Raw genomic sequence first — 13,688 nt, 5'->3', positions numbered from 1 at the left:
CACGCCGCATCTGGCATTTTGCTTTCAATGCCTGATGCGACGCTGGCGCGTCTTATCAGGCCTACATATCCGCGCCTATTATCCGGCAACCACCGTTTACCCTGTCACCACCTCACCCGCCGGTGGCGTTTCCAGCAGTTCCAGCATAGTACGGGCAATTTCACGCTCACCCATCACTACCTGATTCGCACCACGTTCGGTGATATACGCCACTTCATCGTCATAATGGGCGCGGGCAATAATCTCAATATCCGGATTTTTCGCGCGGGCAGATGCCACAATCTCGCCCGCTTCATAGCCGTTGGGAATCGTCAGGATCAGCCATTTTGCACATTCCAGATGCGCCAGTTGCATAATTTCTTCGTTCGCCGCATTGCCCAATACTGCGCGGACCCCGCGCTCGCGCAGCTCATCAACACGGGTTCGTGACGTCTCAATCACCACCAGCGGAATATCAGAGGCGAGCAATTTCTCCCCCAGCAGGCTGCCTACACGACCGTAACCCACCAGTAGCGCATGGTTGCAAATATCCACTGGGATCTGCTTCTCTTCTTCGATTGCCTCTTCCAGCGTCTGCTCTTCCAGCGTTTCGGTCTTCGCCAGATATTTCTCCAGTAGTGCGAACAGTACCGGGTTGAGCATAATCGACAGGATCGCCCCTGCCAGTACCAGGTTTTGTCCGGCCTGCGGCAGTAAATTCAATGCCATTCCTAGTCCCGCCAGGATAAACGCGAACTCACCAATCTGCGCCAGGCTGGCGGCGATGGTTAACGCCGTGCGCTGGGAGTGACCAAACAAACGCACAAGGAACAGGGCCGCGACCGATTTACCAAACAGAATAATTGCCAGCGTCGCCAGTACTGCCAGCGGTTGCTGAATCAGAATTAACGGATCAAACAACATCCCGACGGAGACAAAAAACAGCACCGCGAACGCATCGCGCAATGGCAGTGTATCGTGGGCGGCACGGTGACTCAGTTCAGACTCGTTCAGTACCATCCCGGCAAAGAACGCACCGAGTGCAAAGGAGACATCAAACAGCTCTACCGCACCAAAGGCAATCCCTAACGCCAGCGCCAGCACCGACAGGGTAAACAGCTCGCGGGAACCGGTTGCTGCGCTGCGTGCCATAATCCACGGCACCAGACGGCGACCTACCAGCATCATAATGGCGATAAATGCGATCACCTTGCCGATGGTGATCCCCATATCGACTGCAAGAGTGGCAAAGCCCACATCGCCCTGTTCCATCATTCCTGCTACCGCGGGTAGCAATACCAGTGTCAGGACCATCACCAGGTCTTCCACAATCAACCAACCGATGGCGATTTGCCCACGCTGACTGTCAATTAATTGCCGTTCTTCAAGTGCGCGCAGTAACACCACGGTACTGGCGGTGGAAAGACATAAGCCGAACACGATACCGGTCATTAACGACCAGCCCAGCACGGCGGAGAGCGCCATACCCAGCAGCGTCGCCACGGCTATCTGGGCGATCGCACCGGGAATGGCGATGGCCTTTACCGCCATCAAATCCTTCAGCGAAAAGTGCAGACCGACGCCAAACATCAACAGAATGACGCCCAGTTCAGCCAGTTCCGGCGCAAGCTTGGTATCGGCAACAAAGCCCGGAGTGAATGGTCCTGCCAGCACACCCGCTAACAGATATCCCACCAGAGGAGAAATACGTAGTTTATTGGCCAGCATGCCGAGGATAAAGGCGAGCACAAGGCCGCCAACAATGGTGGTGATAAGCGGGGTGGCGTGATGCATTCCGTCTCCTTTTCCTGGTGGTTATTGTCCATTTTTGGCCGGGAAAACCAAAATTACAGGTAATAGTTTATGACAATTTCATTGATGATGTTTATGAATAATTGTTGAATTTTGCAGAAAAATGGAATTAGCTGCAAAAAAAGCACGGATCGGAAAACAGAAGGCGGTTTAACAGAGGAAAGGCTTATGGCGACTGTAAAACGATGCAGCCAAAGTTTGCCTTTGGCTGCAATGAAATCAGTCTTTATGCCGGTTATCAGGCAGGAATATGGTCAACATCCCCAATAGTGGCAGGAAAGCACAGATTTTATAGACTAACTCTATGCTGGTGTGGTCGGCGATAAGCCCCAGAACTGCCGCCCCCAGACCTCCCATGCCGAAAGCAAAACCGAAAAACAGTCCAGAAACCATACCGATACGTCCCGGAAGCAGCTCCTGGGCGTAGACCAGAATGGCAGAGAATGCTGAAGCGAGGATAAATCCAATAATCACCGTTAAAACCCCCGTCCAGTGCAGGCTGGCGTAGGGTAAAATCAGCGTAAACGGCGCAACGCCGAGGATAGAGCCCCAAATCACATATTTCCGTCCAATTTTATCCCCTACAGGCCCGCCAATCACCGTACCTGCCGCAACGGCAAACAGGAAGGCAAACAAATGAAGCTGAGCATTCTGGATAGATAATCCGAATTTTTGCATCAGATAAAAGGTGTAATAGCTGCTGATGCTCGCCATATAGAAATATTTCGAGAAAATGAGGATTAACAGAATGCTGACCGCCAGAACAACTTTATTGCGCGGCAGTGGATTGATAATCGTCGCTTTGGGTTTTCCTTTATTCATTCGGTGCTGTGCCGAGTACCAACGGCTGATTTGCGCCAACACCACGATCGCCAGCAGTGCCGCAAGCACAAACCAGGCAACGTTGCCTTTGCCATAAGGCGCGATAATCACCGCCGCCAGCAAGGGGCCCAGGGAACTGCCAAAGTTGCCGCCGACCTGAAAGATAGATTGCGCCAGGCCATGACGCCCGCCGGAAACCATACGGGCCACGCGAGAAGATTCCGGATGAAAGACCGATGAACCGGTACCGACCAGCGCCGCTGCCAGCAGAACTGCGCCAAAACTGCCCGCCAGCGCCAGCAGCACCAGACCACTTAAGGTAAAACACATGCCAATCGGCAACGACCACGGCATCGGATATTTATCGGTCCAGTAGCCGACCACCGGTTGCAGTAGCGAAGAGGCGAGCTGGAAGGTGAGGGTTATCATGCCAATCTGCATAAATGTCAGAGAAAATTCTGACTGAAGCAGTGGATAAATCGCCAGAATCAGCGATTGGATCATGTCGTTCAGCAGATGTGAGAGGCTGATAGCACCTAAAATACCAAACGATGTTCGGGCCTTAGTCGTTGACGCAGCCGCGCCCGCCACAGGCTGGGTTTGTTCACTCATTGCCATAGGAAAGTCACTTTTTCAGGGTTGCGATGTAAAGAATGATCTTATTTGTGATTATTACCCGACTAACATACCTGTATGCGCCGCCTGAAGGAAGTCTCAACGCGGAATACAGAATTTCTAATCTGGATGCAGATTTATCTTCACCGGACGCAGACTTGTTTATGATGTCGCGTCATACTATTTTTCAACACGTTGAAATCAGGTCAGGGAGAGAAGTATGAAATTATTGCAGCGGGGCGTGGCGTTAGCACTGTTAACCACATTTACACTGGCGAGTGAAACTGCTCTGGCGTACGAGCAGGATAAAACCTACAAAATTACAGTTCTGCACACCAATGATCATCATGGGCATTTTTGGCGCAATGAATATGGTGAATATGGTCTGGCGGCGCAAAAAACGCTGGTGGATGGTATCCGCAAAGAGGTTGCGGCTGAAGGCGGTAGCGTGCTGCTACTTTCCGGTGGCGACATTAACACTGGCGTGCCCGAGTCCGACTTACAGGATGCCGAACCTGATTTTCGCGGTATGAATCTGGTGGGCTATGACGCGATGGCGATCGGTAATCATGAATTTGATAACCCGCTCACCGTATTACGCCAGCAGGAAAAGTGGGCTAAGTTCCCGTTGCTTTCCGCCAATATCTACCAGAAAAGTACCGGCGAGCGCCTGTTTAAACCATGGGCGCTGTTTAAGCGTCAGGATCTGAAAATTGCCGTTATTGGCCTGACGACGGATGACACAGCCAAAATTGGTAATCCGGAATATTTCACTGATATCGAATTTCGTAAGCCCGCTGATGAAGCGAAGCTGGTGATTCAGGAGCTGCAACAGACAGAAAAGCCAGACATTATTATCGCGGCGACCCATATGGGGCATTACGACAATGGTGAGCACGGCTCTAACGCACCGGGCGATGTGGAGATGGCACGCGCGCTGCCTGCCGGATCGCTGGCGATGATCGTCGGTGGTCACTCGCAAGATCCGGTCTGTATGGCGGCAGAAAACAAAAAACAGGTCGATTACGTGCCGGGTACGCCATGCAAACCGGATCAACAAAACGGCATCTGGATTGTGCAGGCGCATGAGTGGGGCAAATACGTGGGACGGGCTGATTTTGAGTTTCGTAATGGCGAAATGAAAATGGTTAACTACCAGCTGATTCCGGTGAACCTGAAGAAGAAAGTGACCTGGGAAGACGGGAAAAGCGAGCGCGTGCTGTACACCCCTGAAATCGCTGAAAACCAGCAAATGATCTCGCTGTTATCACCGTTCCAGAACAAAGGCAAAGCGCAGCTGGAAGTGAAAATAGGCGAAACCAATGGTCGTCTGGAAGGCGATCGTGACAAAGTGCGTTTTGTACAGACCAATATGGGGCGGTTGATTCTGGCAGCACAAATGGATCGCACTGGTGCCGACTTTGCGGTGATGAGCGGAGGCGGAATTCGTGATTCTATCGAAGCAGGTGATATCAGCTATAAAAACGTACTGAAAGTGCAGCCATTCGGCAATGTGGTGGTGTATGCCGACATGACCGGTAAAGAGGTGATTGATTACTTGACCGCCGTCGCGCAGATGAAGCCAGATTCAGGTGCCTACCCGCAATTTGCCAACGTTAGCTTTGTGGCGAAAGACGGTAAACTGAACGACCTGAAAATCAAAGGCGAACCGGTCGATCCGGCGAAAACTTACCGCATGGCGACATTAAACTTCAATGCCACCGGCGGTGATGGCTATCCGCGCCTTGATTACAAACCGGGCTATGTGAATACCGGCTTTATTGATGCCGAAGTGCTGAAAGCGTATATCCAGAAAAGCTCGCCGCTGGATGTGAGTGTTTATGAACCGAAAGGTGAGGTGAGCTGGCAGTAATCCGAAAGTGCCGGATGTTCGCATCCGGCACAATGCTTAATCGCGACGGGCGATATCAGCAAATTTGGCATCGAGTATCTTTGCCAGGTCGCTTGCCGCCAGTTCGATATCCAGACCGCGCTTGCCGCCGGAAACATAAATAGTGGCAAATTCTTGTGCGGGGGCGTCGATAATCGTTGGCAGACGTTTTTTCTGCCCCAGTGGGCTAATCCCTCCAACCAGATATCCCGTCGAACGCTGCGCGACCATCGGATCGGCCATCTCAACTTTCTTGGCACCCAGCGCTTTTGCTACTTTTTTAAGATCCAGTTGACCTGCGACCGGCGTAACGGCCACGGCAAGGTGTTTCATATCACCGTTCACTGTGACCAGCAGCGTTTTGTAGACCTGATCCGGATTCAAACCTAATTTTTTGACGACTTCATCGCCAAAATTGGTTTCAGCCGGATCGTGCTCGTAGGTGTGGATTTGAAACGAAATCTTGTTTTTTTCGAGTAATTTAACTGCGGGTGTCATGGTAATTTTCCTGCCTTAAACAAAAAAACGAAGCAAGCATACGCCTGATGGCGGTCCAAAAAAAAGAGTCATCTTGCCTAAGAGTATTGGCAGGATGGTGAGATTGAGCGACAATCGAGTTACACCGTCGCTTAAAGTGACGGCATAATAATAAAAAAATGAAATTCCTCTTTGACGGGCCAATAGCGATATTGGCCATTTTTTTAGCGCAACATTTGTGGCAAATTCCCTTCGCCATACAGGTGTAGTGCACCGACCGCGACCACATAGCGCCCCGACGGCATGGCGCGTAATTTATCCCGCCAGGCGAGATTTCGCTGATGCATCAGCACATCGTACAGCGACTGACTGAACGTATTGGGCAACGTTATTTCATTATTTTGCGGCGGTGCATTCAGCCACCAGCTCATCATTTGTTGCAGCAACCGTGCGTTGGTGTGCCAGTGGGTCAGCGTGTCGTCCAGCAGCGCCAGTCCTTTGTCAGGGAGCTGGAGCAGCATGGCAATTTGCTTTTCTGCGCCCTCCAGTTCAATCACGGGTTTATGTTGTTGCTTCGCCGCCTGCAATAGCTGGTAATCAATACCATATTCTGCCCGCAGCCCCAGTTTTTGCGCCTGCGTCGCCTGAAGAACCATCGCGATTTGCCACAGCGGTTGGGTAGAAAAGAGCGACGGAGAAATGCCCATCTCCTGGCTAATGTGCTGCAGGTTTTGGAGTTGCTCCTCGCTAATGCGCTCTTCCAGTGCCTCGCAGGCAGGCAAATTGGCAAAAGGCGTATCGCTGGTGGAAACATCCGCCTCGACGATCAGCGCATCGGCGTTTTTGAGCTTTTTGAGCAAACGGGTGGGCAGGGGAGCCATATCGTGGCTACCCATATGAATACTGCCGATCAGATGAAAATGGCGATTGCCGGGAAGAGTGATATCGATAGCAGGCCAGGTGTAATGATTACCGCGCAGCGCGGCCCAAAGCGTTTTTACCCGGTACAACAGATCCATACGACCTCCCTTTGTGAAATATCATGCTAGCGCGCGGGGAGGGATGGCGCAAATGGAGTTGATTGTTGCACTTGCGCACAGTGCTTGTGTGCATTACAATGATTGAATAATGGACAAGGAGATGAGAGAGGAATGGCTCAAAAGAAAAATATAAGGAGTTTTCGTGATGCCTGGTTGGCTGATTTTTTTGTCCATTCAACGCCACATCGAAAGATCCCTGCTGAAATCCATACCACGTTATCACGAAAGTTGGACATCATTAATGCTGCCACTTCTCATCGGGATTTACGCTCCCCTCCGGGGAACCGATACGAAGAGTTATCCGGGAAATTACAGGAATACTCCTCCATTAGAGTGAATAAACAGTACCGACTGATTTTTAAATGGGTTAATGGCAAGGCCGAAGAATTGTTTTTAGACCCACACAACTACTAAAACATAGCTGTCGTATTGACGAGAAAGGTAAAACTATGAAACAGGCAACAAGAAAACCGACGACACCCGGAGATATTCTTCTCTATGAATATCTGGAACCGCTCGATTTGAAAATCAATGAGTTAGCAGAGTTGCTGCATGTTCATCGTAATAGCGTCAGTGCACTGATCAATAACAATCGTAAACTCACCACTGAGATGGCATTCCGTCTGGCGAAAGTTTTTGATACCACAGTCGATTTTTGGCTAAACCTCCAGGCGGCAGTTGATCTTTGGGAAGTTGAAAACAACATGCGTACCCAGGAAGAATTGGGACGGATTGAAACAGTGGCTGAATATTTGGCACGCCGTGAAGAGCGTGCAAAAAAGGTCGCGTAGAATAATTTCCCTATAACGGATGCGCCACCCTAAAGCAGCGCATCCGCAATGATGTACTTATTCCTTCGGTTTAAACCGCAGCAAGCGGTTGGCGTTACTCACTACGGTGATCGACGAGAGCGCCATTGCCGCTCCGGCAACCACCGGGTTAAGCAGTGTTCCAGTGAACGGCCACAAAATACCGGCGGCGACCGGAATACCAATGCTGTTGTAGATAAACGCACCGAGCAGGTTCTGCTTCATGTTGCGCAGCGTTGCGCGGGAAATTGCGAGCGCATCCGCAACACCCATCAGGCTATGGCGCATCAGGGTAATCGCCGCGGTTTCAATGGCAACATCACTGCCGCCACCCATCGCAATACCGACATCCGCCTGAGCCAGCGCTGGCGCATCGTTAATGCCGTCGCCCACCATTGCTACCTGACGTCCTTCACTTTGCAGACGTTTGATCGCTTCGGCTTTACCGTCCGGCAGCACGCCGGCTATCACCTCATCAATCCCTGCTTCTTTAGCGATCGCATTGGCGGTGGTCGGGTTATCCCCGGTTAGCATCACCAGGCGATATCCCGCTTTATGCAGGCGTTGCAGCGCCGCCACGCTATCACTACGCAACGGATCGCGTACAGCCAGCAGGGCTACTGCTTTCCCGTCAACCGCCAGCAGCACAGGCGTTGCCCCTTGCGATGCCTGAGCTGAAATATCTGCTTCAATTGCTTTGGTATTGACCTGTTGGTCATTTAACAACGCCTGATTGCCCAGCAATAACGCATGACCTTCAGCTTCACCGCTCACGCCCAGCCCGCGCAATGTGCGGAAACCGTTGACCTGCGGTAGCTGCATATCACCTGCTTTATCGAGGATCGCCCGTGCCAGAGGGTGGCTGGAACCTTGCTCCAGCGCCGCCGCCAGACGCAATGCTTGCGCTTCATCAATATCAGCAAATGTTTTTACTGCGACAACCTGCGGCTTCCCTTCGGTCAGCGTCCCGGTTTTATCGAACACTACGGTGTCGAGCGTACTGGCGCGTTGCAGCGCGTCGGCGTCCCGTACCAGCACGCCAAACTCAGCCGCCCGCCCGACGCCGGAAATAATCGACATCGGCGTCGCCAGTCCCAGCGCACACGGACAGGCAATAATCAGCACCGTGGTGGCAATCACCAGGGTATAGACAATCTGCGGTGCCGGACCAAAGAAATACCAGATTGCCGCACTGATCAGCGCAATCACCACCACTACCGGCACAAATACGGCTGAGATTTTATCCGCCAGCTGACCGATTTCTGGCTTACTGCTCTGGGCCTGGCGCACCATACGAATAATCCGCGACAGCGTAGTATGGCTGCCAACCGCACTGGCGCGAAACAGCACGCTACCGTCCTGCACCACTGTCCCGGCATGGACGCTATCGCCTTCGCCTTTTTGCTGCGGGATAGGTTCGCCCGTCAGCATCGCTTCATCCAGCCACGCTTCGCCCTGGGTGATCTCACCATCTACCGGTACGCGATCGCCGGTCGTCAGGCGCAGCAACATACCTGGCTGCACTTCCGCCAGCGGCACGCTTTTTTCACCTTCGTCAGTAACCAGGCGCGCCGTCGGTGGGGTTAAATCGAGTAATTTCTCCAGCGCCTTAGAAGAACGCTGACGTGCGCGCGCTTCCAGCATATGGCCGAGATTGATCAGACCGATAATCATCGCGCTGGCTTCGTAATAAAGATGTCGCGCTTCCATCGGGAACCACTGCGGCCACAGGTTGACGCTCATCGAATAGAGCCACGCAACACCCGTTCCCAGCGCCACCAGCGTATCCATCGTCGCCGCACCGTTCAGCAGGCTTTTCCATGCGCTGCGGTAAAAATGCCCGCCGGCGAAAACCATTACCGCCAGGGTTATCAGGCCGATAACTAACCACAGGCTGCGGTTGTCAGCGGTGACCATCATGTTATCGCCGATCATCCCCCAGACCATCACCGGGATACCCACCGCCAGCGCGACAATTGCCTGCCAGCGGAAGCGCTTCATCGTAGCGACGGCGGTTTCTTGCTGGCGCTCGCGGCGTTTAGCGTCATCTTCAATCGCTTCCGCGCCGTAGCCCGCTTTTTCCACCGCCTGCACTAAATCTTGTGGGGAGGCACTGCCCATCACCAGCGCAGTACGCTCCGCCAGGTTTACCCGTGCCTGAGTGACGCCCGGTACGCTTTGCAACGCATTTTGTACGCGGGTGACACAGCTGGCGCAGCTCATGCCGCTCAGCAGCAACTGCTGGCTGTCATCGTCATCGGCGGTCGCTGCCGGAAGCGCCTCAGAAACCGCTGTCAGTGCTTCCGACGGGATTGATGACTCAGCCAGCGGTTTAGCCTTTGGGTGGCTTACAGATGCGTCATAACCCGCTTGTTTGATGGTTTCGATTAGCTGTTCTGCACTGGCAGTCCCGGTAACGTGCGCTTCAGTGATAGACACATCCGCCTGTTCAACATCCGGGCGCTGTTCGAGACTTTCTTTCACGCGTTTAACGCAGTGACCGCAGGACAGGCCGTCCAGGGTCAGGTCGATAGTTTGTGACATAAAACACTCCTTTAAGACAGTTTTGACTGGCTGTGATAAAGGTTAAACCTTCCAGCAAGGGGAAGGTCAAGAAATTAATAAACCAGGCGGGTAAAAGTCCGTAAAGATTAAAAAATCGGCTCGATTTGCATCAGGATTAGACATTTATCTCTTTGTTTTCCTGTAGTTAAGTTGCGGGTGCTAAGTTAAATCAGGATGCATGAAAATCGGCACCGGGGTGAGGAATTACCTCCCGCATCTATAAAAAGGAGTTAACAAAAGATGTTAGATGCAAACAAATTACAGCAGGCAGTGGATCAGGCTTACACCCAATTTCACTCACTTAACGGCGGACAAAATGCCGATTACATTCCCTTTCTGGCGAATGTCCCTGGTCAACTGGCGGCAGTGGCTATCGTGACCAGCGATGGCAACGTCTATAGTGCGGGTGACAGTGATTACCGCTTTGCGCTGGAATCCATCTCGAAAGTCTGTACGTTAGCCCTTGCGTTAGAAGATGTCGGCCCGCAGGCGGTACAGGACAAAGTTGGCGCTGACCCGACCGGATTGCCCTTTAACTCAGTTATCGCCTTAGAGTTGCATGGCGGCAAACCGCTTTCGCCACTGGTAAATGCTGGCGCTATTGCCACCACCAGCCTGATTAACGCTGAAAATACTGAACAACGCTGGCAGCGAATTTTACATATCCAACAACAACTGGCTGGTGAGCAGGTAGCGCTCTCTGATGAAGTCAACCAGTCGGAACAAACAACCAACTTCCATAACCGGGCCATTGCCTGGCTGCTGTACTCCGCCGGATATCTCTATTGTGATGCAATGGAAGCCTGTGACGTGTACACCCGTCAGTGCTCCACGCTCATCAATACTATTGAACTGGCAACGCTTGGCGCGACGCTGGCGGCGGGTGGTGTGAATCCGCTGACGCATAAACGCGTTCTTCAGGCCGACAATGTGCCGTACATTCTGGCCGAAATGATGATGGAAGGGCTGTATGGTCGCTCCGGTGACTGGGCGTATCGCGTTGGTTTACCGGGCAAAAGCGGTGTAGGTGGCGGTATTCTGGCGGTCGTTCCTGGCGTGATGGGAATTGCCGCGTTTTCACCACCGCTGGACGAAGAAGGCAACAGTGTTCGCGGTCAAAAAATGGTGGCATCGGTCGCTAAGCAACTCGGCTATAACGTGTTTAAGGACTGATCATGATGAACACGGAAGGTAATAACGGTAACAAACCCCTCGGTCTATGGAACGTCGTTTCCATCGGCATTGGGGCAATGGTGGGGGCGGGGATCTTCGCGCTGCTGGGGCAGGCTGCGTTGCTAATGGAAGCCTCGACCTGGGTCGCCTTTGCTTTTGGCGGTATTGTGGCGATGTTTTCCGGTTATGCCTATGCGCGTCTGGGGGCGAGCTATCCCAGCAATGGCGGTATTATCGACTTCTTTCGTCGCGGATTAGGCAACGGCGTTTTTTCGCTGGCGCTCTCGTTATTGTACCTGTTGACGCTGGCGGTGAGTATCGCCATGGTCGCCCGTGCTTTTGGCGCTTATGCCGTGCAGTTTTTGCATGAAGGCAGCCAGGAGGAGCACCTTATTTTGCTCTACGCATTGGGGATCATTGCGGTGATGACGCTTTTCAACTCCTTAAGCAACCATGCGGTAGGGCGGCTGGAAGTGATCCTCGTCGGCATTAAAATGATGATCCTGTTATTGCTGATTATTGCCGGTGTCTGGTCGCTGCAACCGGCGCATATTTCCGTTTCTGCGCCCCCCAGTTCCGGGGCGTTCTTCTCCTGTATCGGGATAACCTTCCTTGCCTATGCGGGCTTTGGCATGATGGCGAACGCGGCGGATAAAGTGAAAGATCCGGAGGTCATAATGCCACGGGCGTTTCTGGTGGCGATTGGCGTTACCACGTTGCTTTATATCTCGCTGGCGCTGGTTTTGCTTAGCGATGTATCGGCATTAGAGTTAGAAAAATATGCCGATACCGCCGTAGCGCAGGCTGCTTCTCCGCTCCTCGGGCATGTGGGGTATGTGATCGTCGTCATCGGCGCTTTACTGGCGACGGCTTCAGCCATCAACGCAAACCTGTTCGCCGTGTTTAACATCATGGACAACATGGGCAGCGAACGCGAACTGCCGAAGCTAATGAATAAACCTCTGTGGCGGCAGAGTACCTGGGGCAACATCATCGTCGTGGTGTTGATTATGCTGATGACGGCGGCGCTGAATTTAGGCTCACTCGCCAGCGTTGCCAGCGCCACCTTTTTGATCTGCTATCTGGCGGTGTTTGTGGTGGCGATCCGCCTGCGTCATGATATTCACGCCTCGTTGCCGATTCTTATCGTTGGTACGTTGGTTATGTTGTTGGTGATCGTTGGCTTTATCTACAGTCTCTGGTCCCAGGGCAGCCGTGCGCTGATATGGATTATTGGCGCACTCTTACTCAGCCTTATTGTGGCAATGGTCATGAAGCGCAATAAAACCGTATAACATCTCTCTGTGCGCAGTACTTCCTGTATTATTGTGGTGGCGGTCGATATTCGCACTGGCAAAAAAACGTGCTTGAATATTTGTTGAAACCCTTTAACAAAGCACAGGAGGCGTTGCGCGAACGATGAACATTAGCGATGTAGCAAAAATTACCGGCCTGACCAGCAAAGCCATTCGCTTCTATGAAGAGAAGGGGCTGGTGACGCCGCCGATGCGCAGCGAAAACGGTTATCGCACCTACACGCAGCAGCATCTCAACGAACTGACCTTACTGCGCCAGGCACGCCAGGTGGGCTTTAACCTGGAGGAGAGCGGCGAACTGGTGAATCTGTTTAACGATCCGCAGCGTCATAGTGCCGACGTCAAACGTCGTACGCTGGAGAAGGTGGCGGAGATCGAACGGCATATCGAAGAACTGCAATCCATGCGCAACCAGCTACTGGCGCTGGCGAATGCCTGCCCTGGCGATGACAGCGCCGACTGCCCGATTATCGAAAATCTCTCCGGCTGCTGTCATCATCGGGCGGGGTGAAAATCAGTTAATCTCCGTTTGCACCGAAAGAATATGCTGCAAACTTTCTACCATAATGCGCCCCGACTGAAATAAGCCTTCCTGGATTTCGTTGTTAACATTCACAGCGTGAACCAGGGAGGCTAATAACACCACTTGCAAGAAGGCAAAAATAAACGCACCGATAATCATAATATGCGTCAGGGGGATTTTCCTTTGCTCCTTCATTTTAAATAACCCACAAACTGACCTTCCTTCATTAAGGCGACTTTTCCCGTATGGTGATAAACAATGACGTTATAAAGACCTGACTGATAAACAGTGGCATCTTTATTGTCTTCATCAATTGCACATAATGAATCATTGAGATAAGCAAAGTTCTTACTGCTCATTCTAAAGGTCATGCCAAATCCTTTATAAATGGCTTTCTTTGCCGCCTGGGCATGTTGTGCGGCTTCTGCATTTTTAAATGCCTGCGCCTCGGATGCACTTAAAATAGCCGTCTGACGCTGTTGTTCTGCGAGATAACAGGTGTCATGGCTGACGCCCTGCGCCTGGCAATCTGCGATGCGGGAAGTGGGTGAACTACAGCCAGTCAGTAATATAACCGCCAGCAGGGAAAACGATTTAATGGAGCTATTCATCATTGTTAACCTTAAATAATGTGCGAATTAATGAAGAGGTGAAACCCGGCAAGCT

General features: G+C 52.1%; 13 protein-coding genes and 1 pseudogene. 7 read left to right on the top strand and 7 right to left on the bottom strand.

All coding sequences use genetic code 11. From position 1 onward, the window contains the following. Nucleotides 1-96: 96 nt before the first annotated feature. Nucleotides 97-1,773, bottom strand: coding sequence for a YbaL family putative K(+) efflux transporter (ybaL, locus tag C4F37_RS13655; protein ID WP_000546234.1), 1,677 nt, complete (start codon nucleotides 1,771-1,773; stop codon nucleotides 97-99). Nucleotides 1,774-2,010: 237 nt separating this feature from the next. After that, nucleotides 2,011-3,231 carry a fosmidomycin MFS transporter gene (gene fsr / locus C4F37_RS13650; protein ID WP_001773866.1) on the bottom strand — a complete coding sequence of 407 codons (1,221 nt, stop codon included), beginning with the start codon at nucleotides 3,229-3,231 and terminating at the stop codon, nucleotides 2,011-2,013. Between the two features lie 217 nt (nucleotides 3,232-3,448). Between fsr and ushA the strand changes: the two genes are divergently transcribed. Then, complete coding sequence (ushA, locus tag C4F37_RS13640; protein ID WP_001773867.1) at nucleotides 3,449-5,101, top strand: bifunctional UDP-sugar hydrolase/5'-nucleotidase; 1,653 nt, start codon at nucleotides 3,449-3,451, stop codon at nucleotides 5,099-5,101. 36 nt (nucleotides 5,102-5,137) lie between these two features. Here the strand turns inward: ushA and ybaK are convergent, their stop codons facing one another. Then, nucleotides 5,138-5,617 (bottom strand): Cys-tRNA(Pro)/Cys-tRNA(Cys) deacylase YbaK, encoded by a 480-nt coding sequence (ybaK, locus tag C4F37_RS13635; protein WP_001538397.1) that lies wholly within the window; start codon nucleotides 5,615-5,617, stop codon nucleotides 5,138-5,140. Nucleotides 5,618-5,820: 203 nt separating this feature from the next. After that, nucleotides 5,821-6,615 (bottom strand): TraB/GumN family protein, encoded by a 795-nt coding sequence (locus C4F37_RS13625; RefSeq protein ID WP_001538398.1) that lies wholly within the window; start codon nucleotides 6,613-6,615, stop codon nucleotides 5,821-5,823. Nucleotides 6,616-6,747: 132 nt separating this feature from the next. On the opposite strand from C4F37_RS13625, the gene C4F37_RS13620 reads away from it, so the two are divergent. Together C4F37_RS13620 and C4F37_RS13615 are read left to right on the top strand one after the other, a co-directional pair. After that, nucleotides 6,748-7,050, top strand: a complete 303-nt coding sequence (locus tag C4F37_RS13620) for a type II toxin-antitoxin system RelE/ParE family toxin (protein WP_000057523.1) — start codon at nucleotides 6,748-6,750, stop codon at nucleotides 7,048-7,050. Nucleotides 7,051-7,085: 35 nt separating this feature from the next. Beyond that, nucleotides 7,086-7,427 (top strand): HigA family addiction module antitoxin, encoded by a 342-nt coding sequence (locus C4F37_RS13615; protein ID WP_000806442.1) that lies wholly within the window; start codon nucleotides 7,086-7,088, stop codon nucleotides 7,425-7,427. 57 nt (nucleotides 7,428-7,484) lie between these two features. Here the strand turns inward: C4F37_RS13615 and copA are convergent, their stop codons facing one another. Then, nucleotides 7,485-9,989 carry a copper-exporting P-type ATPase CopA gene (copA, locus tag C4F37_RS13610; RefSeq protein WP_000083948.1) on the bottom strand — a complete coding sequence of 835 codons (2,505 nt, stop codon included), beginning with the start codon at nucleotides 9,987-9,989 and terminating at the stop codon, nucleotides 7,485-7,487. A gap of 261 nt (nucleotides 9,990-10,250) precedes the next feature. Between copA and glsA the strand changes: the two genes are divergently transcribed. From glsA to cueR, 4 genes and pseudogenes are all read left to right on the top strand, one after another. Continuing rightward, nucleotides 10,251-11,183, top strand: a complete 933-nt coding sequence (glsA, locus tag C4F37_RS13605) for a glutaminase A (RefSeq protein ID WP_001538399.1) — start codon at nucleotides 10,251-10,253, stop codon at nucleotides 11,181-11,183. 2 nt (nucleotides 11,184-11,185) lie between these two features. Continuing rightward, a complete protein-coding gene (locus C4F37_RS13600) occupies nucleotides 11,186-12,478 on the top strand; it encodes an APC family permease (RefSeq protein WP_000982162.1) in 1,293 nt (430 codons plus the stop codon). Between the two features lie 30 nt (nucleotides 12,479-12,508). Continuing rightward, a pseudogene (locus C4F37_RS27850) lies at nucleotides 12,509-12,606 on the top strand (hypothetical protein); the annotation flags it as partial. Beyond that, the gene (gene cueR, locus C4F37_RS13595) at nucleotides 12,603-13,010 is read left to right on the top strand and encodes a Cu(I)-responsive transcriptional regulator (protein WP_001026752.1); all 408 of its coding nucleotides are present in this window, start codon (nucleotides 12,603-12,605) and stop codon (nucleotides 13,008-13,010) included. The pseudogene C4F37_RS27850 and the gene cueR, both read left to right, overlap by 4 nt. Nucleotides 13,011-13,013: 3 nt before the next feature. Here cueR and C4F37_RS13590 read toward each other — a convergent pair whose 3' ends face one another. Both C4F37_RS13590 and C4F37_RS13585 read right to left on the bottom strand, forming a co-directional pair. Further along, entirely contained in the window at nucleotides 13,014-13,217 is a 204-nt protein-coding gene (locus C4F37_RS13590; protein WP_000664214.1) for a hypothetical protein, read from the bottom strand. Beyond that, complete coding sequence (locus C4F37_RS13585) at nucleotides 13,214-13,636, bottom strand: hypothetical protein (protein ID WP_001331493.1); 423 nt, start codon at nucleotides 13,634-13,636, stop codon at nucleotides 13,214-13,216. The genes C4F37_RS13590 and C4F37_RS13585 overlap by 4 nt, the downstream gene beginning before the upstream one ends. Between the last annotated feature and the right edge of the window lie 52 nt (nucleotides 13,637-13,688).

The organism is Escherichia sp. R1 (assembly GCF_003000935.1).
Classification (GTDB): domain Bacteria; phylum Pseudomonadota; class Gammaproteobacteria; order Enterobacterales; family Enterobacteriaceae; genus Escherichia; species Escherichia coli.
The sequence above is the reverse complement of the archived record's forward strand: the minus strand, read 5'-3'. Positions and strand labels throughout refer to the sequence as shown.

Coding starts and splice junctions, on each gene's coding strand:
- C4F37_RS13590 (WP_000664214.1), bottom strand. CDS start 13,217: ATGAAGGAGCAAAGGAAAATCCCCCTGACGCATATTATGATTATCGGT.
- cueR (WP_001026752.1), top strand. CDS start 12,603: ATGAACATTAGCGATGTAGCAAAAATTACCGGCCTGACCAGCAAAGCC.
- C4F37_RS13615 (WP_000806442.1), top strand. CDS start 7,086: ATGAAACAGGCAACAAGAAAACCGACGACACCCGGAGATATTCTTCTC.
- fsr (WP_001773866.1), bottom strand. CDS start 3,231: ATGGCAATGAGTGAACAAACCCAGCCTGTGGCGGGCGCGGCTGCGTCA.
- ushA (WP_001773867.1), top strand. CDS start 3,449: ATGAAATTATTGCAGCGGGGCGTGGCGTTAGCACTGTTAACCACATTT.
- C4F37_RS13625 (WP_001538398.1), bottom strand. CDS start 6,615: ATGGATCTGTTGTACCGGGTAAAAACGCTTTGGGCCGCGCTGCGCGGT.
- C4F37_RS13585 (WP_001331493.1), bottom strand. CDS start 13,636: ATGATGAATAGCTCCATTAAATCGTTTTCCCTGCTGGCGGTTATATTA.
- ybaL (WP_000546234.1), bottom strand. CDS start 1,773: ATGCATCACGCCACCCCGCTTATCACCACCATTGTTGGCGGCCTTGTG.
- glsA (WP_001538399.1), top strand. CDS start 10,251: ATGTTAGATGCAAACAAATTACAGCAGGCAGTGGATCAGGCTTACACC.
- copA (WP_000083948.1), bottom strand. CDS start 9,989: ATGTCACAAACTATCGACCTGACCCTGGACGGCCTGTCCTGCGGTCAC.
- C4F37_RS13620 (WP_000057523.1), top strand. CDS start 6,748: ATGGCTCAAAAGAAAAATATAAGGAGTTTTCGTGATGCCTGGTTGGCT.
- C4F37_RS13600 (WP_000982162.1), top strand. CDS start 11,186: ATGATGAACACGGAAGGTAATAACGGTAACAAACCCCTCGGTCTATGG.
- ybaK (WP_001538397.1), bottom strand. CDS start 5,617: ATGACACCCGCAGTTAAATTACTCGAAAAAAACAAGATTTCGTTTCAA.